The sequence below is a fragment of the Mesorhizobium sp. P160187 genome (genome assembly GCF_057766425.1).
Genome location: NZ_JBYMDX010000005.1, coordinates 834,572 through 855,379, shown reverse-complemented (window position 1 = coordinate 855,379; position 20,808 = coordinate 834,572). Strand labels below are relative to the sequence as shown.

The 20,808-nt window shown below is 63.6% G+C and carries 20 protein-coding genes and 1 pseudogene; 9 read left to right on the top strand and 12 right to left on the bottom strand.

Annotated elements, in window-relative coordinates; all coding sequences use genetic code 11:
- Positions 1-38: 38 nt before the first annotated feature.
- From AC3CCE_RS28830 to AC3CCE_RS28805, 6 genes are read right to left on the bottom strand one after another with little or no spacing between them, the layout of a single operon-like run.
- Positions 39-1,043: a Rieske (2Fe-2S) protein gene (locus AC3CCE_RS28830; RefSeq protein ID WP_023731126.1), complete on the bottom strand. Its 1,005-nt coding sequence runs from the start codon at positions 1,041-1,043 to the stop codon at positions 39-41.
- Entirely contained in the window at positions 1,040-2,173 is a 1,134-nt protein-coding gene (locus tag AC3CCE_RS28825; RefSeq protein ID WP_352512271.1) for a GNAT family N-acetyltransferase, read from the bottom strand. Before AC3CCE_RS28825 ends, AC3CCE_RS28830 begins: the two co-directional genes overlap by 4 nt.
- Positions 2,170-3,426: a F390 synthetase-related protein gene (locus AC3CCE_RS28820; RefSeq protein ID WP_027048817.1), complete on the bottom strand. Its 1,257-nt coding sequence runs from the start codon at positions 3,424-3,426 to the stop codon at positions 2,170-2,172. The genes AC3CCE_RS28825 and AC3CCE_RS28820 overlap by 4 nt, the downstream gene beginning before the upstream one ends.
- Positions 3,423-4,247: an MBL fold metallo-hydrolase gene (locus AC3CCE_RS28815; RefSeq protein WP_027048816.1), complete on the bottom strand. Its 825-nt coding sequence runs from the start codon at positions 4,245-4,247 to the stop codon at positions 3,423-3,425. The genes AC3CCE_RS28820 and AC3CCE_RS28815 overlap by 4 nt, the downstream gene beginning before the upstream one ends.
- Entirely contained in the window at positions 4,244-5,248 is a 1,005-nt protein-coding gene (locus AC3CCE_RS28810) for an NAD-dependent epimerase/dehydratase family protein (RefSeq protein ID WP_027048815.1), read from the bottom strand. Before AC3CCE_RS28810 ends, AC3CCE_RS28815 begins: the two co-directional genes overlap by 4 nt.
- The gene (locus AC3CCE_RS28805; protein ID WP_352626453.1) at positions 5,245-6,231 is read right to left on the bottom strand and encodes a 3-oxoacyl-ACP synthase III family protein; all 987 of its coding nucleotides are present in this window, start codon (positions 6,229-6,231) and stop codon (positions 5,245-5,247) included. Before AC3CCE_RS28805 ends, AC3CCE_RS28810 begins: the two co-directional genes overlap by 4 nt.
- A 153-nt stretch (positions 6,232-6,384) precedes the next feature.
- Between AC3CCE_RS28805 and AC3CCE_RS28800 the strand changes: the two genes are divergently transcribed.
- Positions 6,385-6,981 carry a T6SS immunity protein Tdi1 domain-containing protein gene (locus tag AC3CCE_RS28800; protein WP_023693959.1) on the top strand — a complete coding sequence of 199 codons (597 nt, stop codon included), beginning with the start codon at positions 6,385-6,387 and terminating at the stop codon, positions 6,979-6,981.
- 6 nt (positions 6,982-6,987) lie between these two features.
- Here the strand turns inward: AC3CCE_RS28800 and AC3CCE_RS28795 are convergent, their stop codons facing one another.
- From AC3CCE_RS28795 to AC3CCE_RS28785, 3 genes are read right to left on the bottom strand one after another with little or no spacing between them, the layout of a single operon-like run.
- Positions 6,988-7,437: a DNA polymerase III subunit chi gene (locus tag AC3CCE_RS28795; protein WP_352512273.1), complete on the bottom strand. Its 450-nt coding sequence runs from the start codon at positions 7,435-7,437 to the stop codon at positions 6,988-6,990.
- Positions 7,438-7,445: 8 nt separating this feature from the next.
- Positions 7,446-8,936 (bottom strand): leucyl aminopeptidase, encoded by a 1,491-nt coding sequence (locus AC3CCE_RS28790; RefSeq protein ID WP_352512275.1) that lies wholly within the window; start codon positions 8,934-8,936, stop codon positions 7,446-7,448.
- Between the two features lie 49 nt (positions 8,937-8,985).
- Positions 8,986-9,279 (bottom strand): hypothetical protein, encoded by a 294-nt coding sequence (locus AC3CCE_RS28785; RefSeq protein WP_352626451.1) that lies wholly within the window; start codon positions 9,277-9,279, stop codon positions 8,986-8,988.
- A 32-nt stretch (positions 9,280-9,311) separates the two neighbouring features.
- Between AC3CCE_RS28785 and lptF the strand changes: the two genes are divergently transcribed.
- From lptF to AC3CCE_RS28745, 8 genes and pseudogenes are all read left to right on the top strand, one after another.
- Complete coding sequence (gene lptF / locus AC3CCE_RS28780) at positions 9,312-10,511, top strand: LPS export ABC transporter permease LptF (RefSeq protein ID WP_023672737.1); 1,200 nt, start codon at positions 9,312-9,314, stop codon at positions 10,509-10,511.
- Between the two features lie 2 nt (positions 10,512-10,513).
- Positions 10,514-11,596: an LPS export ABC transporter permease LptG gene (lptG, locus tag AC3CCE_RS28775; protein WP_023695591.1), complete on the top strand. Its 1,083-nt coding sequence runs from the start codon at positions 10,514-10,516 to the stop codon at positions 11,594-11,596.
- Positions 11,596-14,028 (top strand): LPS-assembly protein LptD, encoded by a 2,433-nt coding sequence (locus tag AC3CCE_RS28770; protein WP_023819176.1) that lies wholly within the window; start codon positions 11,596-11,598, stop codon positions 14,026-14,028. Before lptG ends, AC3CCE_RS28770 begins: the two co-directional genes overlap by 1 nt.
- A 91-nt stretch (positions 14,029-14,119) precedes the next feature.
- Positions 14,120-15,049, top strand: coding sequence for a peptidylprolyl isomerase (locus tag AC3CCE_RS28765; RefSeq protein ID WP_023738609.1), 930 nt, complete (start codon positions 14,120-14,122; stop codon positions 15,047-15,049).
- A gap of 12 nt (positions 15,050-15,061) precedes the next feature.
- On the top strand, positions 15,062-16,090 hold the full coding sequence (gene pdxA / locus AC3CCE_RS28760; RefSeq protein WP_031202010.1) for a 4-hydroxythreonine-4-phosphate dehydrogenase PdxA: 1,029 nt from the start codon (positions 15,062-15,064) through the stop codon (positions 16,088-16,090).
- Between the two features lie 23 nt (positions 16,091-16,113).
- Positions 16,114-16,950, top strand: a complete 837-nt coding sequence (gene rsmA, locus AC3CCE_RS28755) for a 16S rRNA (adenine(1518)-N(6)/adenine(1519)-N(6))-dimethyltransferase RsmA (RefSeq protein WP_352626448.1) — start codon at positions 16,114-16,116, stop codon at positions 16,948-16,950.
- 68 nt (positions 16,951-17,018) lie between these two features.
- A pseudogene (locus tag AC3CCE_RS28750) lies at positions 17,019-17,303 on the top strand (type II toxin-antitoxin system RelB/DinJ family antitoxin); the annotation flags it as partial.
- A 16-nt stretch (positions 17,304-17,319) separates the two neighbouring features.
- A complete protein-coding gene (locus AC3CCE_RS28745; protein WP_352626446.1) occupies positions 17,320-17,613 on the top strand; it encodes a type II toxin-antitoxin system RelE/ParE family toxin in 294 nt (97 codons plus the stop codon).
- A 32-nt stretch (positions 17,614-17,645) separates the two neighbouring features.
- Here AC3CCE_RS28745 and gmk read toward each other — a convergent pair whose 3' ends face one another.
- The 3 genes from gmk to mltG all read right to left on the bottom strand — a co-directional run bounded on the left by gmk (position 17,646) and on the right by mltG (position 20,738).
- Positions 17,646-18,320 (bottom strand): guanylate kinase, encoded by a 675-nt coding sequence (gene gmk, locus AC3CCE_RS28740; protein WP_023672729.1) that lies wholly within the window; start codon positions 18,318-18,320, stop codon positions 17,646-17,648.
- Positions 18,321-18,326: 6 nt separating this feature from the next.
- Entirely contained in the window at positions 18,327-19,217 is an 891-nt protein-coding gene (locus tag AC3CCE_RS28735) for a YicC/YloC family endoribonuclease (RefSeq protein ID WP_023685689.1), read from the bottom strand.
- 264 nt (positions 19,218-19,481) lie between these two features.
- Complete coding sequence (mltG, locus tag AC3CCE_RS28730; protein WP_023715070.1) at positions 19,482-20,738, bottom strand: endolytic transglycosylase MltG; 1,257 nt, start codon at positions 20,736-20,738, stop codon at positions 19,482-19,484.
- Positions 20,739-20,808: the final 70 nt, after the last annotated feature.

Below are 20,808 nucleotides of genomic sequence, written 5' to 3'. Positions count from 1 at the left end.
TTACAGCAGAACTGGAATCAAGTGCCGTGAACTTTAGATTACAGCTCGATTTGGTGCACCCGCGGCTCTGCCGCCGCCGGTGGCATCTTGCCGTCGATGATCGCTGCTATGTCGCGGCGCAGGAAATCCAGCGGGCCGATCGCCGGCTGAACCTGCGGCGATATACGGGCGTTGTCGCTGGCCGATTTCAGCACACGGCGATCCTGCTGCAGGGCAAAGGCAAAGAGCGGCCGGAAAGCAAGCGCCTTGAGTTCGCCGAACAGGCCCTGTCGCGGGCCGATCAGCCAGCCGACGCCTTCGACGGTCCGTTCGTCCGCCTGACGCAAATGGAAAGTGGTCGCCAGCGCCAAGCCGCCCTTGCCCCAATATTCGAGTTCGACGATGCCGGGATGGCGGTAGCGGCCGATGGTCCTGGCGCGCTCGCCTTCCAGCAGCCGGCTGACCAGCCCCTGTTGGCGGTCCTCGCCGGTGTAGCAGCTTTCGACCCAGCCCTTGCCGCCGGTCACCTCGACGCGCACGAGATGGCGCTTTGCGGTCAGGCCGCGCAGCACACCCTTGTGGGTGAAGTGGGTGTGAGTGGCGTCGAGAATGTTCTCGGCGGCGTCGAGCACCGTCGATCGCGCCGAGCTTCGCACCCGCTTCACGACGACATCCTTGCCTTGCATGCAATGGAGATAGGGCTCGCCCTCAGGCGTGCCTGCCGAGACGAAGACGACGCCGTCGCGCTCGATCGCGCTGTAGCGGCGGATACGGTAATGCGGGACGTCGCCGACATGGCCGGGAATGGCGGTGCAGCGCCCTTCCCCATTGTAGCGCCAGCCATGATAGGGACATTCGATCTCGCCACCGACGACCTTGCCGGTCGAGAGTTCGACCAGGCGGTGAGCGCAGCGGTCGAAGAGGGCGGCAATGCCTTTCGCCGAGCGGAACAGCACCAGTGGCGCGCCGTCGAACAGGATGCGCTTCGGCTTGGCTTTGATGTCGGCAGACCGCATCACCGCCTGCCAATAGTCTTTGTCTTTCTGCTGCCGGGTGTCGCTCAAAGTTCAAATCTCCTGAGCAGGGGAATGCCGATCTTCGCGAGCACAAATTCCATGATACGCACTGCCGCGCGCTGGCGGCGCGGCAGATGGGCAGCATAGACGGCGTTGTATTCCACCGTCGCCACGGCGCCGCGCAAGCGTTTGAAGGCGGCGGCACCGGCGCTCATGTTGAAGAACAGGCCGTGCGCCATCGCATGATCCTGAGCCAGCGCCATCATCATGCGGTAAAGGCCTTCGCTCACCGGGAGGCCGGTGTCGTAGCCGACGATGGGCTGCGTCAGTGTCCTGCCGTTCTGAGACAAAGCGGCGACGGCGACCAGTTCACCGCCGGGACGACGCAGGCCTGCCAGTTGCAGGATGCCGCGACGGTGCGTCTCGCCGATATAGCGGGCGGTGTAGTGCGGGTTGAGCGGCGTGTATTTGTCGAGATAGAGCATCCGGTAGAGCGCTTCGGCGCGCGCATAGTCGGCCTCGGTGAAGTCGCCATTGCCGACCCGCTCGAACGGTGTCGTGCGCAGCCGCTTGCGGTCGCGCTTCATGTCGTTGGTCATGGCCGAACCGCGGCCGGCGAAGATGTAGATTTGCCGCGCCGCCAGCATTCGAAAACCCTCCGCCTTCAGCGCTGCGATTGTCGAGGGATCGGCGATCTCGTTCAGGGAGCGGATGAGAACAGCGCGATCGGGAAAACGCGCCGTGAGATCGTCGCGGATCGCAGCGACCGCGTTGCGATCGAGCAGCGGCACCGGATTGGTCGAATAGAGCCAGTTGTTGACCTGAACCTGATGGTCGAGGCCGCTCATCCTGACCAGCGGCGCGCACAGGCCGATCAGCATCCGCATCGTTGTTTGCAGCAAGGGCGAGGAGACGAAATTGCGGGTCTCGTCGATGGCATAGTCGATATAGGCGCTGGACGGGCAGCAGATGTAGCAGTTCGGCGCTTCGCTTCTGTCGTTCAGCGTCAGCGGAAAGGAGCGGCCGGCGATCTCGAAGGTTTCGACAGCCACTGTCAGATTGCGCACGAGGTCGCGCACCGGCACCTCGTTGAAAAGCTGAACGAAGGCTTCGACCTCACGCGGGTTGTTTTCTACCCGGTTCGTCTGATCGAGTGGCAACATAGCGGGCCGGTTCATGATGCCGCTCCCAGGTGGCATTCGACCCGACGCAGTTTGCGGCCGGTCTCCAACGGCAGGTCCCTGCGAACAAGGCTGACCGAAGCTGTCGCCTGGCGCGCCGCCAGCAAATTGCGCACGGACTGATGGGCGGCGGTGGCGGCTTCGTCGGCAAGCCCGGGGGCCAGGCTGAGTTCGATTGCATCTTCAGCGGTCTGGACCAGGCGGAAATCGTCGATGCGCCGGTCGGCCTTGAGCACCGCATTGCGTAGTATGTCGGGCGTGACGAGGAGCTGCCCGTGCGGCGAGGAGAGCCGGAAAGCGTCGTCCATGCGGCCGACGATCTCGTCCAGCGTGCGCAGCGGCGAGCCGCAGCGGCATGGCTTTTCGGACAGCCGCAGCAAGTCGTTCATGCGGTAGCGCGCCATGATCTGGGTCCGGCGGCGAAAGGCGGTGATCAGCGGCATGACCAAGCCGTCGCCGGCCGGTTCGAACTCGAAGAACACCGAATCCTCGGCCAGATGCAGCCCGCCCTGGCGGCAGGTGACGGCGAACAGCCCTTCGGTCGCCATGTAGATCTGGTCGACCTGACCACCAAAGAATGCCTCGATGACCGGCCGGTCAACCGGGTCGAGCGTTTCGGCGGCGCTGAAGACACGCTGCGGCTTGAGCCGAAAGCCCTCGGCCGCGAAGTGCCGCAGTATCTTCGGTGGCGCGATGATCACCGTCGGCGCGAAATCTTCGAGAGCGCCGCGCCAGCTCTCCGGACCGCGCGTCAGATCGAAGAAGCGCAGGTCGATACGCCGCGATTTGCGCGCGCTATCGTAGAGCCCGGTGTTTTGCGGCAGGATCACCGCAACGCGCTGCCGGCGCCAGAGCAGATCGGGCACGGCCTTGGCCAGGATGGTGCCCAGCCAGCGGTATTTTTCCGCCTCGGAAATGACGAACAGGCCACGATTGCCCGACGTGCCGGTGCTGGAGCCGACAGTCAGCTCGCCAATGCGGCTATCGCCGGCCTGCGCCTTCCAGGCCTCGGCGGCCGAGACGCCATGAATGTTGAAGCGCTCGAAATTGCCCATCACCGTCGCCTTGTCGGTCACCGGCAGGTCGCCGAGAAGACGCGGCGCCTTGCCGTAGAACGGCGCGCGCGGCAGGTCGCGGTCGAGAAAGCGGCGCAAGGCTTGCGCCTGCCAGCGCTCGAAACTCTCGCGGCTTTTGCGCGAAACCCATTGCGTCAGCGCAAACGAACGGATCGCTTCGGCCGGCCCGTTCACGCGCTCTCTCCGGCCACATCGTAGGCCGTCACCGCCGGATCATGACAAAGAACAACCTCGCCGCCGGTCGCCAGAAACCGACGCAACATTACGCTGGTCGGCTCGATCGCGGCGGCATCCTCGGCCAGCAGGGTTGCAGGCAGACCGGGAGTTCGGTTTTCCACCAATGCTCTGATCAGCCATTGCGCATCGACGGCGTAGAGCAGCGGCCGCTCCAGATTGGGGAACAAAAGGCCGAACTGGCCATCGGCATGGCCGGGCAGATCGACTGCGACGACGCTGCCGTCGCCGAACAGATCGGCGCCGCCTGGCACGCCGCCGCGAGGTTCGATCCGCCGCTTCGACGACAGCCCGTCGAGTCGGGCCTCGAAGTCAGACGGGAACAGTTCCTTGAAGACGCCATGGCGCAGATTCTGCTGGGAAGTCTTGGCCTTCGCCCGCGCCCAGGCGGTGTCATTGGCGATAAGCCGAGCGTTGGGAAACAGCGACAGGCCCGACATGTGGTCGGCATGGAAATGCGTGACAATGACGGTGCGCACGTCCTGCGGCGAGAGGCCGAAGCGCGCCAGTACCGCGAGCGGCTGCTCGGCTTCGTTGAGCTGGGGCCGGAGGATCGCACTGTAAAGACGCAGCGCCGTGCTGCGCCCACTGCCTTGTGTCACATGCGGCGTGTAGCCGGTATCGATCAGGACGGGGCCGGCTCGCGGATGCATGATCAGGCCGTAGCGGACACGTAGCCTGACCTTCGCCCAGCTGCCGCCGCGCAGGATCAGGCGCTCGGCTGCGCTGACAGAGGCGCTGTTGGCGAAGACGATCTTCACGCTGCCCTCCTGCTTTCCATCGCCTTGCCGAATGTGCGATCGAGCCCTTCCTCGAACGACACTTTCGGCGCCCAGCCGAGGATGCGGCCTGCCTTGGAAAGATCGAGGCTCTGCGCATAGGCGAACAGGCCAAGACCGTAGCGCGTCACCGGCGGTTCCGGGCGGCCGGGCAATATATTCGCTACCGCCTCCGCTATCCCGGCCGTCAGCATGGCGGGCCAGAGCGGCATTCTGCGCCAGCGCGGCTGCACGCCGGCGCGGGCGCAGGCCGCCTCGGCAATGCGGCGGACCGGCACCACTTCGCCGCCGGAGATGTTGAATATCTGTCCCTCGGCAGCCCTCCCGGCGGACAGCGCGGCAAGCACCGCATCGACGACATCCTCTATATAAGTGAGATCGATGCGCGCCTTGCCGTCGCGAAACAGCGGCAGCGGGCGCTGCCGTGCCACCTGCAGCAGACGCGGCAGCAGCGTGCGATCGCCGGGACCGTAGAGGCCGCGCGGCCGCAGCACCACCGGGCTGATCTCAGGCGCCGCCAGCACGATCTCCTCGGCCTGCCGCTTGGTGCGGGCATAGTGATTGACCGGAGGGGGCAAGGCCGCATTCTCGGAAACTCCGAGCTGGTCGCGATAGGCGAAACAGACCGTCGGGCTGGAGATATGGACGAAGCGGCGCACGCCTTGCCCGCGCGCGAAATCGCTGAGGTTGCGGGTAGCTGTGACATTTGCCGTCTGGAAATCCGCCAACCTGCCGAAGGGCGCGGAAAGTGCCGCGCAGTGGATGATCGCATCGACTCCGTAGAGAGCGCGCGCGGCAGCTGCATCGAACGGTTGAGACAAATCGAGCCGAACGACCCGATGACCAGCGGCTTCGAGCGCCGCGCAGCGTTTGGCGTCCCTGCCAAGACCCAGCGCCGGTGTACCCAGTGCAGCCAGCCGCGCCATGACATGCGCGCCGAGGAAGCCGCTGGCGCCGGTGACGAGGACGCGTCCCACGGTCATGCTTCCAGCGCCATGCCGCCGAACGACACGCCGGCCGAGGTGCCGAGGAACAGCACTTTGGCGCCGGGCACAATGCGTTGTTCGCGGCGCGCGACGTCGAGCGCAAAGGGGATGGAAGCGGCGATCTGATTGCCGTAGCGCGCCGCGATGTCGACCAGCTTTTCCCTGGCGAAGCCGGTCTGGCGCGCCATGTGGGCGAGCGCCAAAGGGCTCGCCTGATGCGGCACGACGAGGTCGACATCGTCGTGCCGCCAGCCGGCGCGATCGAGCAACTCCGCTACAAAGCCGTTGAAATGGCGTGACGTGACGCGAAACAGTTCCTTACCCTCCATGTGGAACAGGCTGTGGCGGGCGAATTCCTCAGGCTCACGATGAAAGTCGAACCGGGTGCCACCGGAGCCGATGCTGCAGGCCTCATAGGCGGAAGGGTAGGTGCGCATCAGGTTGGCCGCGACCCGACCCTCGCTTGGGGCCTGTTGCAGCACGGCGGCCGCCGCGCCATCGCCGAAGAGGGCCGCAATTTCCGGCTGGTCCTGCCACGGCAGGGCGCGCGAGGCGATTTCAGACGAGAACACCAGCGCCGTCCGGCATTGCCCGGCCTCGATCAGGCGCGACGCGGTCTCGAAGGCTGTGAGGAAGCCGAGGCAGGTGCTGTTGACGTCGAAGGCGGCCGCCGACCCATCGGCAAGGCCGAGGCGCTGCATGACCAGCGGCGCCGTCGACGGCAACGGCTGGTAAGGCACGCCGCAACCGCCGATGACCAGATCGACACTGCCTGCCTCAAGTTCGGCATCGGCAAGCGCCAGACGGGCTGCGGCACAAGCAAGGTCGACCTGCGATTCGGCCTCGCAGACATAGCGTTCGATGATGCCGGTCGCGGCCTCGAAATGTCCATCGCCAAACCCCAGCCGCGCATCGAGGGCGCGCGACGTCACGCATTGAGCCGGCACGGCCCGCCCGGTTCCGATGATCCTGATCCGCATTCTCAGCCCGCCCAATGAGCCTGCATCCAGTCAATCCATAAAACGGATCCAATGTGATGGCCATCATCAAGACGAATGCGTGGGAACTATGGAGCCTTCAGTGGATTGCGGCTAGAATCTCTCGCAAGTATAAAGACCCGTACGGGGGCGATTATGGCCAGATCTTTTTTCCGCTTTATTTCTTCAATTTTTGGCGCGTCCGACGCCAGACAGGAAGGAAAAGCCGAGGCCAACAGAGCCAATACAGGGGGCTTGATCAGAGCCGAATGGCCCCATGACTATCAGTTCCTCTTTATCGAACCACCTGCGAACGAAGTCGCGGAAGCGTTGGACGGCTGGAAGTGGATCGGACTGGATGGCCTTGAACCAGCTGCGGTGTCAGCTTTCGGCGACATATTTTTCCGTGCCGGCGACGGGTCGGTTCGTCATCTCGATATGCTCGACGGGAAATTGACCAGAATTGCGGGTCATTGGGCGGAATTTCAGGCCGACTTGCAGAATGAAGCGCGCCGCGACGAGTTGCTGCTGGCGGGCCTTGTCGTTGCCGCCCGAAAGAACCGACTGATTCCGGCAGCCGGCCAATGCTATGATTTCAAGAAGCCGCCGGTGCTTGGCGGCGAAATGAGTCTGCGAGAGATGGAAACGACGTTTTTCGTTGTGAAGGTGCATATCGCCGGCCAAATCCATCGGCAGGTGAAAGATCTCCCGCAGGGCGCGAAGATAAACAAGGTTACGATCAGCGACCGATAACGCGACTTACGCCTTGCGCTCCCAGCGACGGTCGGGCGTCTGCTGCCAGTAGGTGACAGCGTGGCCCGCTTCTTTCAACACCTTCCAATGCGTCCGCGCCCCTTCGACCTGGGCCGCGTCATGGCCGTCGAACAGTAACACGGCGCGTTCGTAGCCGGCGAGATCGGCGGGTGCGGCGCCATCGACGAGGAAGCGTATCTGCGCCTGGTTGGGGTTGGCGTCGCTCGTGGTGAGCAGGATTGGCTGTTCGGCCGGATGGGCTTCACGGTCGGTCGCGTGCGCGAGGAACGAATCGTCCCTGAATGTCCACAGATGCAGGTCGAGCGCATCGCGCCGCTCCTCGGTCCCTGTCTGCACCACGGCGCGCCAGCCGCGATCGACGCTGCGCTCGAGCAGGCCGGGAAGCGCATCCTCCAGCGTCGATTCGGTCAGGTGGTAGAACAGGACATCGGCCATTCCCTGCCTTATCCCTCGTAATTGTCGCGCACCAGCCGGTCGAGCAGCCTGACGCCGAAACCCGAGCCCCAGGACTGGTTGATCTCGCTCGGCGGAGAGCCCATCGCGGTGCCGGCGATGTCGAGATGCGCCCACGGCGTTTCCTTGACGAAGCGCTGCAGGAACTGCGCGGCGATGATGGCGCCGCCATAGCGGCCGCCGATGTTCTTCATGTCGGCGTTCTTGGAATCGATCAGCTTGTCGTATTCGGGCCCAAGCGGCATGCGCCACAGCCGCTCCTGACTCGCCTGGCCGGCCGCCGTCAACCTGTCCGAAAGTTCGTCATTGTTGGAGAACAGGCCGGCATAATGCTGGCCGAGCGCGACCATGATGGCGCCGGTCAGCGTCGCCAGATTGACCATGAATTTCGGCTGGAAGCGGTCGTTGCAATACCACAGCGCGTCGGCCAGAACGAGGCGTCCTTCGGCATCGGTGTTGAGCACCTCGATGGTCTGACCCGACATCGAGGTGACGATGTCGCCGGGGCGCTGGGCATGGCCGTCGACGGCATTTTCCACCAGCCCGACGATGCCGACGACATTGGCCTTGGCCTTTCGCGCGGCCAGCGCCTGGATGAGCCCGATGACGGCCGCGGCACCGCCCATGTCGCCCTTCATGTCTTCCATGCCGGAGGCCGGCTTCATAGAATTGCCGCCGGTGTCGAAGGTGACGCCCTTGCCGACGAAGGCGACCGGTGCGTCCTTGGCCTTGCCGCCCTTCCATTGCATGACAGCCATCCGGGCGCCGCGCGGCGAACCCTGCGCGACACCGAGGAGCGAGCCCATGCCGAGCTTCTTCATTTCCTTCTCGGTGAGGATCTCGACCTCGACGCCGAGCGCTTCCAGTTCCTTGGCGCGGGCGGCGAATTCGATCGGGCCGAGCGTATTGGCCGGTTCGTTGACAAGGTCGCGCGCCAGAAGCACGCCGTCGATGACCGCAACCTCGTCGGCGAAGGCCTTTTTCGCCGCGGCAGGATCGGCGGTGTGGATGGTCACCTTGACCGGTTTCTTCGGCTCGGCATCGACCTTGTCTTTCCTGGTCTTGTATTTGTCGAAGGAGTAGCTGCGAAGAATGATGCCGGCGGCAAGGTTCGCCGCTTGCCTGCCGCCAATCTTTGCGCCCGGCACATCGAGGATGACGGCCACCTCCGCTGCCTTGCGCAGGGACGCGGCGATGGTGCCGCCAAGCTTCAGCCAGGCAAAGTCATCGAGGCCGGCGACCTTGCCGGCGCCGACCGCCACCAGTCGGTCGAGCGATGTTCCCTGCGGCGCCAGCACTTCGACGACACCGGCGAATTTTCCGGAAAACTCCGCCACCGGAAACGCCCGCGCCAGCGTTCCTGAGGGGTCGCAGGCCTTTGCCGGTTCGCCAAGACCACCATCGTCGGCCGCCAGCACGATGATGCTGCCCTTTTTGGGTGCGGCAAATTTGGCGAAGGCGATCAATGGTCTCAAAGTCATCAGGTCCTGCTTTCGGGAAACGGCTCAGATTTTCAGGAAAAATGCATTCTCAGGGAAGATGCGCGACATTTGGTCGTTTTCCTTGATTTGGCAAGACTTTGCCGGAATCAGGGATCATATGCGCAGCGGAATCGATAACGATTCGTCGCGGCACGGCTCCGCTTTCCTGCCGCAACCTGTTGTTAACCATTGATGTTCTCCGTTTCTTATTCATTGCCGCCGACACTCCGGCCTGCGGAACGGGCGATGTGGGACGGAGAATCGGATCGAACCGCCTGAAAGAAATGGCCAAACGCACCCAGTTGTACAGCCGCAGCCGGACGACTACCTTGTCGGCGGGCATGATGCCGTTCGGCAAATCGAGAAAAGCCTTACATGAAGGTCGTTGAACGCTACATCATGCGTCGCGCACTGGCGGTGTTTCTCGCTGCGCTGATCTGGACGCTGGCCATTGTCTGGACGACGCAGGTGCTTGCCCGCATCGACCTGGTCACCGACAGTGGCCAATCGGCGCTCACTTTTTTCGAGGTCGCGGGCCTCATCATCCCCACCATCATCCCGATCGTGGTGCCATTCGCCCTGGTGGTGGCGGTGGCCCAGACGCTCAGCGTCATGAACTCCGATTCGGAATTGGCCGTCATCAACGCCGCCGGCGCCTCGCGCTGGACGATTGTGCGGCCGGTCCTGCTGATCGCGCTGGCGGCCAGCGTCTTTTCCTTCGCGGTCGACAATGGCGTCGAACCCTATGCCAGGCAGAAGAACCGCCAGCTGATAGCATCCTCGCGCGCCGATCTCTTGTCGCTGATCATCCAGGAAGGCACGTTCCGCAAGATCGACGACGGGCTGTTCCTGCAGATAGGCGAGCGGCTGCCGGACAACCGGCTCGGCGGCATCTTCGTGGCCGATTCGCGCGAGGAAGGCGCCAATCTGATCTATTATGCCAAGAGCGGCAGCGTCGTCGAAAAGGGTGACGAGAAGGTGCTGATGATGAATGACGGCGTCATTCATCGCAAGACGCTGACCGGCGACCTGTCGGTCATTCGCTTCACGTCCTACGCCTTCGACCTTTCCGCCTTCATGTCGGCGGCGAACGATATCATGCTCCTGCCCAAGGACCGAACGACGCAATACCTGCTCAACCCGGATCCGAACGACAAGATCTTCCAGCGCAGGCCCGGCGCCTACAAGGCCGAGCTCGACCAGCGCTTTTCCGAATGGTCCTATTCGCTGGTGTTCGCGCTGATCGCGCTGGCCGTGGCAGGCGATGCGCGCTCACACCGCGAGGCGCGCATCCACCCGCTGATCACAGCCATCGCCATTGCGCTGTTCGTGCGCTGGCTGGGCTTCTTTGCCGCCGGCAAGGCCGACAAGATCCCGCAATACGCCTATATGGTCTATGGCGTGCCGGTCATCGCCTCGGCGGTCGCCATCTGGTTCATCGTCACCTCGCGAAGCATGGAACTGCCCGGCAGCTGGGCCGACTGGATGACGAATTTCGCCGGCCGCGTCAGCGATGGCTGGACGGCGCTCAAGCTGCGCCTCAATCGGCGCTACACATCCGGCCAGGGAGCCTGACGATGGGCTGGACCCTGGGCCGCTACTTCTTCTTTCGCTACGTGTCGATCACGATCTGGTTCTTCATCGGCCTTCTGGCGCTGGTGTTCCTGATCGACTTCACCGAGCTGTCCGGCCGCATCACCGGCCTGCCGGGCTTCACCTACGGCACGGCGGTCGCCATCTCGGCGCTGAGGATGCCGATGATCATGCTGCAGACGGTGCCGTTCGTCGGCCTGTTCTCGGCGATGGCGACGCTGGTCTCGCTCAACCGAAAATACGAGCTGGTGATTGCGCGCTCGGCCGGAGTGTCGGCCTGGCAGTTTCTGTTGCCCTGCTGCATCGGTGCGCTGTTATTCGGCATATTGTCGGTCGGCGTGCTCAATCCGATCGCCGCGCATGGCTTCTCATGGTCGGAGCAGATGGAAAACCAGCTGCGATCCGGCAATTCGAACGCGGTGGCGGCCGATGCCACGCCGTGGATCCGCCAGAAAACCAACTCCGGCGATACCATCATCGGCGCCCGCGCCATCCTGAACCAGGGCCTGGAAATGGCCGACACCGTGTTCTTCGTCCTCGATCCGCAGGGCAATATCGTCGAGCGCAAGGACGCCGCCCGGGCCTTTCTGCGCGACGGCTACTGGGAATTGCAGGACGTCAAGGTGTTCAAGGACGGCAACATCCGTTCCGAAACGACCGACCAGTTGCCGACCAACCTCAAGCCGGAATTCGTGCAGGAACGGCTGGCGCGCCCCGAAACCATCCCGTTTTACGACCTTCCCGGCAAGATTGAGGTTGCCCGCTCCTTCGGCCTCAAGGCAAATGCCTTCGCCATGCAGTTCGATTCGCTGGTGGCGTTACCGTTCCTGCTTGTGGCCATGACGCTGATTGCGGCAACAGTTTCAATGCGATTTGCGAGGATGGGGCAGTCGGCAACGATGATTCTGGGTGGCGTCCTCGCCGGCTTTCTGCTTTATGTCGTTTCGGTATTGGTCAAGGCATTCGGCGTTGCGGGATTCGTGCCCACAGCCGTGGCTGCATGGGTTCCGGTTGTCGTGGCTATGTTCTTTGGGGTGACATTCCTGCTATACAAGGAAGACGGCTAGTGAGGGAGGCGGCTTTGCGCAGCCATAGGCAGGCCGGTTTGGCGCGCCTCTATTCGGCGAGCGCCTTGGCATGCCTGCTCGCCTGCGGCGTGCTGACGGGCCCTGCGCTGGCGCAGGACGTTACCGACGTGGCAACGAAGGTTCCCTCCGGCTCCCAGATGCTGCTGGCGGCCGACACGCTCGTCTATAACAACGACAACCAGACGGTCACCGCCATCGGCGGCGTCCAGATCGACTATGGCGGCAACAAGCTCGTCGCCCAGCGCGTCGTCTATGATCGAAACACCAAGCGGCTGGTTGCCAGCGGCAATGTCGAGATCGTCAACAGCGACGGCACCAAGATCAACTCGCAGCATATCGACATTACCGACGATTTCGCTGACGGTTTCGTCAATGCGCTGCGCGTCGAAACGCCCGAAAAAGCCTATTTCGCCGCCGAAAGCGCCGAGCGCATGGGCGGCGTGCTGACAACGTTCCACAACGGCGTCTATACGGCCTGCGAGCCTTGCGAAGACAAGCCGGACAAGGCGCCGACCTGGCGGATCAAAGCCAGGAAGATCATCTGGAACGGCGAAAAGAAAACGGTTCGCTTCGAGAACGCGAATTTCGAATTCTTCGGTTTCCCGCTGGCTTATCTGCCGGCGTTCGAGATCGCCGACCCGACGGTCAAGCGCAAAAGCGGCTTCCTGATCCCCAGCATCGGCTACAACAATCGTCTCGGCGTCGGCGTCAAAGTCCCCTACTACTTCGCTTTGTCGCCGACCTACGACCTCACCGTTACCGGCAGCGGCTATACCAAGCAGGGTTTCCTCGGCGAGGCCGAGTGGCGCCAGCGCTTCAACAATGGCCAATACACGCTGAAGCTTGCCGGAATCAACCAGCAGGACCCTGGCGCTTTCCGTGATTTCGCGGCTTTCCCCGGCGGCTACAATGTCAATTCGGGGCCAGCAGGCGATCCGAACAAGTTCCGCGGCATGATGGGCACCAAGGGCCAGTTCGCCATCAATCCGCGCTGGGACTTCGGCTGGGATATCCTGCTTCAGACCGACAAGAATTTTTCGCGTACCTATACGATCGAAGGCTACAACGACGCCGTGCATCAATCGTCGGTCTACCTGACCGGCCTAAACGACCGCAATTATTTCGATGTGCGCGCCATGCGCTTCCAGGTTCAGGAGAACACACCGGACGGCAACGTCGCATCGCGCAGCGACAAGCAGCCCTGGGTGTTGCCGTCGCTCGATTATGCCTACATCCCCGACATGTCGGTGGCCGGCGGCCAGCTGTCGTTCAACGTCAATGCGCGCATCATCCGCCGCGACGATCTCGATCAGGCCTATTTTACCCCCTATGTGCCGGGCTCAGGCGTCCAGCGCGTGCGAGGCATCGAGGGCGAATCCGGTCGCCTCACCGCCGAGGCCGAATGGAAGCGTACCTTCACCACGGACGGCGGATTGCAGTTGACGCCCCTTCTGGCTCTGCAGGGCGACGTCGACTATCTCAACGCTTCTTCGGCTTCGCTGACTGCGGTAAACCAGATGGCAACGAATGTCGGTGCCGCCGACGACATGCGGTCTTCCTTCGCCCGGTACATGGCGACCGCCGGACTTGAAATGCGCTGGCCGGTGCTGTTCTCGATGACCGGCTCCAGCCATATCGTCGAGCCGATGGCGCAGGTCTTCATGCGCCCGAATGAGCAGTATGTCGGCGGGCTCGCCGTTCCCAACGAGGATGCACAGAGCTTCGTCTTCGACGCCACGACGCTGTTCGAGCGCGACAAGTTCTCCGGCTACGACCGCGTCGAAGGCGGCAGCCGCGCCAATGTCGGGTTCCGCTATTCCGGCGCCTACGACAATGGCTGGGGCACCAACGCGATCTTCGGCCAATCCTACCAGTTGGGCGGGCGCAACTCGTTCGATTCACCGGATCTGGTCAATGCGGGCGCCGATTCCGGCTTGGAGACTTCGACCTCCGACTATGTCGGCCTTGTCGGCTTCAGCAGCCCGAGCGGCTTCTCCGGTTCGCTCAGCGGCCGCTTCGACGAGCAGACCTTCGAAGTTCGCCGTGCCGAGGTGAAGGCCGCCTATTCCGGGCTGCCGGTTTCGCTGAGCGCCAAATACGCCTTCATCCAGGCGCAGCCGCTCTATGGTTTCACCACCGACCGCCACGAAGTCACGCTCGGCGCCTCGACACACCTGGCCGAAAACTGGCGCGTCTTCGGCACCGGCACCTATGACCTGCAACAAAGCGTGCTGGTCAAGGACGGCGTCGGCTTTGCCTACAATGATTCCTGCTTCACCTACCTGATGACGTACTCGGAATCACGCGACATCAACACCAAGGAAGTGTCGCAGAATGTCGGCTTCAACCTGTCGTTCCGCACGCTCGGCGATTTCGGCTCGTCCCAAAGCTCGATCGACTCCATCCAGTAGAGCCGGCTGACGACATCGTTTTGCCGCATAAAGCGGGCACGGATTTCGCCAATATCGGGCTGGAATCGGCCAAAACCGGGCTAGAATTGGGATGCTTTCGATGAGGAAATACCTGTTTTCGGCAGGATTCGCGCTCCTGTTGGCGGCGACCTCGGTCTCTGTCACCATGATGGTACCGCCGGCCTTCGCCAGTGAAATCAAGTATGTCGTCAACAACATGCCGATCACCACCGGCGACATCGCGCACCGGGCTGCCTTCCTGAAACTGCAGCGCAAGAAGGGTGACGCGGGTCAGGAAATGATCGACCAGACGCTGCGTATGGCGGAGGCCAGGCGTCTCGGCATCCGCATCTCCGATGCCCAGGTAGAGGCGGCCTATCAGCGCTTTGCCTCGAGCAACAAGATGCAGCTCAAGCAGCTCGACGGTGTCATGGCGCAGTCCGGCGTGACCAAGGAGCATTTCAAGGAATTCATCCGCTCCCAGATGGCGTGGAACCAGGCGCTGAGCGCACGCTACAGCGGCGGCGGCGGGCAGGTGAGCGAACAGGATCTGGTCAAGCGCATGCTCGAAAAAGGCGGCGCCAAGCCAAGCGCCACCGAGTACATGCTGCAGCAGGTGATCTTCGTGGTGCCGAAGGCCGAGCGCAGTGCCACACTCGCCAAACGCAAGCGCGAGGCCGAAGCCATGCGCGCCCGCTTCAATGGCTGCAACACCACGCGTGAATTCGCCAAGGGCCTGATCGACGTCACCGTTCGCGACCTCCCCCGATTGCTGGCGCCGCAACTGCCGCCGGACTGGGCCGAGCAGATCAAGGCCACCAAGCTGGGCGGCGCCACGGCCGTGCGCGAGACCGATCGCGGCATCGAATTCATCGGCATCTGCTCGTCGCGCGAGGTTTCCGACGACAAGGCGGCCCAGATGGTGTTCCAGAGCGAAGGCAGCGGCGACAAGAACGCCGACGAGCTCTCGGCCAAGTATGTCGAAGAGCTGAAGGCGAAAGCCAAGATCGTTACGCGCTGAACCGGCCCAGCCGTGCATGAGACAGAGCTTCCGCTGGCGCTGAGCGTCGGCGATCCATCCGGCGTCGGTCCGGAAATCGCCATTGCCGCGTGGCAGAGCGCCCGCGGTTCCGGTGCCGCGCCCTTCTATCTTCTCGCCGATCCGGCGCTGATTGCCGCGCGGGCGCGCCGGCTCGGCGCGGCGGTGGCAATCGCCGAGACGGTGCCGGCCCAAGCAGCTGGTGTCTTTCAACACGCCTTGCCCGTGGTGCCGCTGGCGGCCCACTTCACCGACGATCCCGGCCGGCCCGACCCGGCCAATGCCGCCGGCATCATCGAGGCCATCGATCGCGCGGTCGCCGACTGCCTTGCCGGTCACGCGGCCGCGGTCGTCACCTGCCCGATCGCCAAGAAGCCGCTTTACGATGCCGGCTTCGGCTTTCCCGGTCACACCGAATATCTGGCGCATCTGGCCTCGCTCCACACCGGCGGCACGGTGACGCCGGTGATGCTGCTCGCCGGCCCCGAATTGCGCACCGTTCCGGTCACCATCCACATCGCGCTGGCCGAGGTGCCGAAGACGCTGACGACGGAGCTGATCGTTGCCATCGCGCGCATCACCGCCGGCGATCTTGCACGCCGTTTCGGCATCGCCAGGCCGAGGCTCGCGCTTGCCGGCCTCAATCCGCATGCCGGCGAAAGCGGCGCCATGGGGACAGAGGACGAGCGCATCATTCGTCCTGCGGTCGACATGTTGCGGGCGCAAGGCATCGATGCCTTCGGGCCGCTGCCGGCCGATACGATGTTTCATGCGCGCGCCCGCGCCGGCTACGACGTGGCGGTCTGCATGTATCATGACCAGGCGTTGATCCCGGCCAAGGCGCTGGCCTTCGACGAGGCCGTCAACGTCACGCTTGGCCTGCCGTTCATCCGCACCTCGCCCGATCACGGCACAGCCTTCGACATCGCCGGCAAGGGCATCGCACGTCCCGACAGCCTGATCGCGGCGCTGAAGCTGGCCCGCCGGCTGGCCGATACCGGCGCAAAGCCCGCAGCTGCATGAGCCCAAAATCATGAGCCAAATTCATGAGCATTGACGGGCTGCCGCCGCTGCGCGAGGTGATCGAGCGCCATGGACTGCAGGCAAAGAAGGCGCTTGGCCAGAATTTCCTGCTCGACCTCAATTTGACCGGCAAGATCGCGCGGGTCGCCGGCGACCTCACCGACAGCACGGTGATCGAGGTCGGCCCCGGCCCCGGCGGGCTGACCAGGGCGCTGCTCGCTGCCGGTGCCCGCCGCGTCGTCGCCATCGAGCGCGACGAACGCTGCCTTGCGGCCTTGGCCGAGGTCTCCAACCACTATCCGGGCCGGCTCGAGGTGATCAGCGGCGATGCGCTGAAGACGGATTTTGCCGCGCTTGCCAAGACCGCGTCACAAGACGGCCCGGTGAGGATTGCCGCCAACCTGCCCTACAATATCGGCACCGAGCTGTTGATCCGTTGGCTGACCGTGGCGGACTGGCCACCCTTCTATCAATCGATGACGCTGATGTTCCAGCGCGAGGTGGCCGAGCGCATTGTCGCCGGTGCCGGCAGCGATGCTTATGGCCGGCTCGGCGTGCTGGCGGGCTGGCGGACCGAGGCGAGGATCGCCTTCGACGTGCCGCCGCAAGCGTTCACGCCGCCACCCAAGGTAACGTCCTCGGTGGTGCATCTGGTGCCGCGCGCCAGCCCTTTGTCAACCGACGTGAAAAAACTCGGTCGCGTCACCGAAGCCGCTTTCGGCCAGCGCCGGAAAATGCTGCGGCAGAGCGTGAAGAGCCTGGGTGGCGAGGCACTGCTGACGCGCGCCGGCATCGATCCGACCCGGCGTGCGGAGACGCTCAGCGTCGAGGAATTCGTGCGGCTGACAAACGCGGTTTGACCGGCGGCGCTAGCGCCGCCTAGCAATCGTCATTCAAACGCATTACATTGACGTCGAAGGAGATTGCCATGCCAGCAAATGCACTGGTCCAGACGCGTATCGACGCCGACATCCGGGATCGAGCTTCGGCGGTGCTCGAAAGCATGGGGCTGACGGTCTCGGATGCGGTGCGGATATTGCTCACCCGAACCGCCAACGAGGGTGCGCTGCCCATCGGTCTCGTCACAAACAACGAGGCGTATGATTTATGGTTTCGCGCCAAGGTTCGCGAAGCGCTCGACGACACCCGACAAGACATTCCTGATGATCAAGTCGAGGCGCATTTTGCCGAGAGACGCGCCGCGGCGCGGCGTTCGGGTGAACCTAATCTTGAAGATCGTCTGGTCGCCATTCGCGTTTTCAGATCGCGACGGCATCTTCGCGCATATCGAGGCCGACAATCCTGCGGCCGCGATCGCCACCGATGAGCGGATCGTCGCCGCAATCAACCGTCTTCGGGACCTTCCCCAAAGCGGCCGGATCGGCAGGCTTGCAGGGACACGAGAGATCGTCATCGTCGGCACGCCATATGTCGCGGCCTATCAGCTGACCAACAGCACGATTCGAATCCTGCGCGTGCTTCACGGAGCGCAGCGTTGGCCGGACGATCTGCCAGGCAGCTGATGCGGCTATTTAGATTGCCAGCGGTGGACGAGCTATTCCGTCTTCTCGTCCAGCAACCCCGAGACGAAATCGAACAGCCCGGGCCGGCGGTCGCGCCGCAGCCTTTCCGCCGTCACGATGCCACGCACTTCGGCGAAGGCGCGGTCGAGATCGTCGTTGACGATGACAAAGTCATATTCCTTCCAGTGCTCGATCTCGTTGCGGGCGTTCTTCAGCCTGGTCTCGATCACGTGCTCCTGGTCCTCGGCGCGGCGCTTGAGGCGCGACTTCAATTCCTTCATCGACGGCGGCAGGATGAAGATCGAGACAATGTCGGCGCGCATCTTCTCCTTGAGCTGCTGGGCGCCTTGCCAGTCGATGTCGAAGAGCATGTCACGGCCCTGCGCCAGCGCCAGTTCGGCCGGCTCGCGCGGCGTCGCGTAGCAATTGCCGTGCACCTCGGCCCATTCGAGCAACGCGTCGGAATCGCGCAGCCGCTCGAACTCGCGCGTGGTGCGGAAGTGATAGTGGACGCCCTCGATCTCCGAGCCGCGGCGTGGCCTGGTGGTGACCGAGACCGATAATTCCAGGCTGCCGTCGCTTTCCAGCAGGTTGCGCGCGATCGTCGACTTGCCGGCGCCCGACGGCGACGACAGGACCAGCATCAGCCCGCGGCGGCGAATGCGGGATCCGAGATCCCTGGCAACCATCGGCTCCTTGCCACCCATTCGGGTTTACTCCAGATTCTGGACCTGTTCGCGAAACTGGTCGACCACCGCCTTCAGTTCCAGCCCGATGGCGGTGACAGTGGCGGCGTTCGACTTGGAACACAGCGTATTCGATTCGCGGTTGAATTCCTGCGCCAGAAAATCGAGCTTGCGGCCGATGGCGCCGCCATTTGCCAGCAGCGCTCTGCCCGACGCCACATGCGTCTTCAGCCGATCGATCTCTTCACGGATATCGGCCTTGGTGGCCAGGAACGCCGCTTCCATGTGCAGCCGGCCGGCATCGAGATTGGCCGACGCATCCATCAGCAGCCGCACCTGTTCGGCGATCCGCTCGCGGATCGCCGCCGGTTCGCGCGACGGGTCGGCCTCGGCTTGAAGCGTCAGCGCCTCAATGGCGTCGATATGGCCGGAAAGCAGCGAACGCAGCGCTTCGCCCTCGTTCTGGCGTGCCTGCTCGAGACCTGTAAGCGCCGTTTCCAGCGCGGACAGGATTGACGCGTCGAGTGCTGCCCGCACCTCCTCGGTTTCGCTGGTTTCAGGGATATCGAGCACGCCGCGCAGGGAAAGCAGACCGTCGGCAGTTGCCGGACCAACACCGAACTGGTCCTGCAGCCGCTTGGCCAAGCCCGCCAGATCCCTGAGGAAGGCTTCGTTGACCACTGGCTGCGCCTGCTGGCCGGCGGCGCGGCCGACCGTCAGCGTCGCCTGGAAATTGCCCCGCGAAAAGCGCTTCTGCAGCGTCTGCCGCACAGTCGGTTCGAGCCGCTCGAAACCTTGCGGCAGCCGCAACCTGACCTCGACGCTCTTGCCGTTGACCGACTTGACCTCCCAGGCGATCGAGGCGCCGTCATGTTCGGCAACAGTGCGTGCAAATCCGGTCATGCTCTGCAAATTCATGATGCGGCTCGTGTCTCCCTGATGGTCCGATTCTAACAATTGCGCATGCGTTCGATATCACGGGCAGCGCGAATGTCAGAATCGCAATACCGGCAAGATCTTGATTTCCGCTGTCGTTTCGATCTCGCGGGGCTGAAATCGAGCGAAGCAGAGGCACCCGAGCAAGACCGAAGACGCTTCGAACGGCGCTACTCGTTCAAAGCAGCAGCGCGTCCGCCTCCGTCCGCATCGCTTAAGGTCGATCCGTCTGAAAGCGCCGGCCTGCTACTGGGCGGCACCCGTATCGCCGGCATCACCGCTGTCACCGGCGGCATCGCCACTTGCGTCACCGTTGTCGTCGCCATCCGCCGGCGCATCGGTCTGGCCCGGAGTCTTGGCGCCCTTGGCGGCGTCTTCAGCCTGCTTCTTCTGCAGTGCCCGGTAGCGGGCAACGTTCTCATTGTGCTCGGCAAGCGTGGTGGCAAAGACGTGGCCGCCGGTGCCGTCGGCGACGAAATAGAGATCATCGGTCTTGGACGGGTTGGCGACGGCTTCGAGCGCGGCGCGGCCGGGATTGGCGATCGGCGTCGGCGGCAGGCCGTTGATCAGATAGGTGTTGTAAGGCGTCTGTTTCTGGATGTCAGATTGATAAATCGGCCGGTCGGCGGGTTTGCCCTTGCCGCCGAACAGGCCGTAAATGATGGTCGGATCGGATTGCAGCCGCATGCCCTTGGCCAGACGGTTGAGGAAGACGGCGGCAACGCGCGAGCGCTCGTCGCCCCGGCCGGTTTCCTTTTCGACGATCGAGGCCAAGGTGACGAAGTCGTCGACATTGGCCAGAGGCAGGTCGGGCGCGCGCCGCTGCCAGACCTCGTCGACCAACTTCTTCTGGTCGGCGAGCAGCTTGTCGACCATCTGTTGGCGCGTGGCGCCGCGGGTAAAGCGCAGCGTGTCGGTGGCGAGGCTGCCCTCAGCCGGCTTGGCGGCCGGCATGTCGCCGGTCAGCGCATCCTGCTCGGCGATGCGTTGCAGCGCCTGCTCGACCGTCAGGCCCTCGGGAATGGTCAGCGAATACATCACCGACTTGCCGCTCTTCAGAAGCTCCATGATGTCGCGCATGGAGGCGCGCGGCTTTATCTCGTATTCGCCTGCCTTCAGCGCTGAATCATTGCCATAGACCCGCACGGCGATGCGGAAGATGCGGGCATCGCTGATCAGCCCACGCCGTTCGAGCTGGTCGGCAATATCCTGGACGCCGGTGCTCGGCTTGACCAGGAAGGTGTCGCCGGCCACCGACGGGCCCGGTTCGTTGAATGCCTGCTTGCCGAAATAGAGCGAAACGCCGGCGGCGAGGATCATCAACATCACCGCGGAGATGACGAAGTTCATGAACACGACGACTTGGCTGCGCGAGGCGCGCGAGCGCTTTGGTGGTGGTGTGCCGGCTTCCGGGCGCAAAGCTTCGGCCGCGGTCTTCGGCACGATCGGGCCGGTCTGCTGGTTTTGTCCGAATTGTCCGCTGCCGCCCGGATTGGTGTTCATTAGCGCCCTACCATCTGATCTCTTAGAGCGACCATGCGCCCGATTGGACGCACAGCGTGCCCTAACATTT

Excerpts from the sequence above, each read along its gene's own strand:
- AC3CCE_RS28825 (WP_352512271.1), bottom strand. The coding sequence starts at position 2,173 with ATGAACCGGCCCGCTATGTTGCCACTCGATCAGACGAACCGGGTAGAA.
- AC3CCE_RS28810 (WP_027048815.1), bottom strand. The coding sequence starts at position 5,248 with ATGACCGTGGGACGCGTCCTCGTCACCGGCGCCAGCGGCTTCCTCGGC.
- AC3CCE_RS28805 (WP_352626453.1), bottom strand. The coding sequence starts at position 6,231 with ATGCGGATCAGGATCATCGGAACCGGGCGGGCCGTGCCGGCTCAATGC.
- AC3CCE_RS28800 (WP_023693959.1), top strand. The coding sequence starts at position 6,385 with ATGGCCAGATCTTTTTTCCGCTTTATTTCTTCAATTTTTGGCGCGTCC.
- AC3CCE_RS28795 (WP_352512273.1), bottom strand. The coding sequence starts at position 7,437 with ATGGCCGATGTCCTGTTCTACCACCTGACCGAATCGACGCTGGAGGAT.
- AC3CCE_RS28790 (WP_352512275.1), bottom strand. The coding sequence starts at position 8,936 with ATGACTTTGAGACCATTGATCGCCTTCGCCAAATTTGCCGCACCCAAA.
- AC3CCE_RS28785 (WP_352626451.1), bottom strand. The coding sequence starts at position 9,279 with ATGCCCGCCGACAAGGTAGTCGTCCGGCTGCGGCTGTACAACTGGGTG.
- lptF (WP_023672737.1), top strand. The coding sequence starts at position 9,312 with ATGAAGGTCGTTGAACGCTACATCATGCGTCGCGCACTGGCGGTGTTT.
- lptG (WP_023695591.1), top strand. The coding sequence starts at position 10,514 with ATGGGCTGGACCCTGGGCCGCTACTTCTTCTTTCGCTACGTGTCGATC.
- AC3CCE_RS28765 (WP_023738609.1), top strand. The coding sequence starts at position 14,120 with ATGCTTTCGATGAGGAAATACCTGTTTTCGGCAGGATTCGCGCTCCTG.
- rsmA (WP_352626448.1), top strand. The coding sequence starts at position 16,114 with ATGAGCATTGACGGGCTGCCGCCGCTGCGCGAGGTGATCGAGCGCCAT.
- gmk (WP_023672729.1), bottom strand. The coding sequence starts at position 18,320 with ATGGGTGGCAAGGAGCCGATGGTTGCCAGGGATCTCGGATCCCGCATT.
- AC3CCE_RS28735 (WP_023685689.1), bottom strand. The coding sequence starts at position 19,217 with ATGAATTTGCAGAGCATGACCGGATTTGCACGCACTGTTGCCGAACAT.
- mltG (WP_023715070.1), bottom strand. The coding sequence starts at position 20,738 with ATGAACACCAATCCGGGCGGCAGCGGACAATTCGGACAAAACCAGCAG.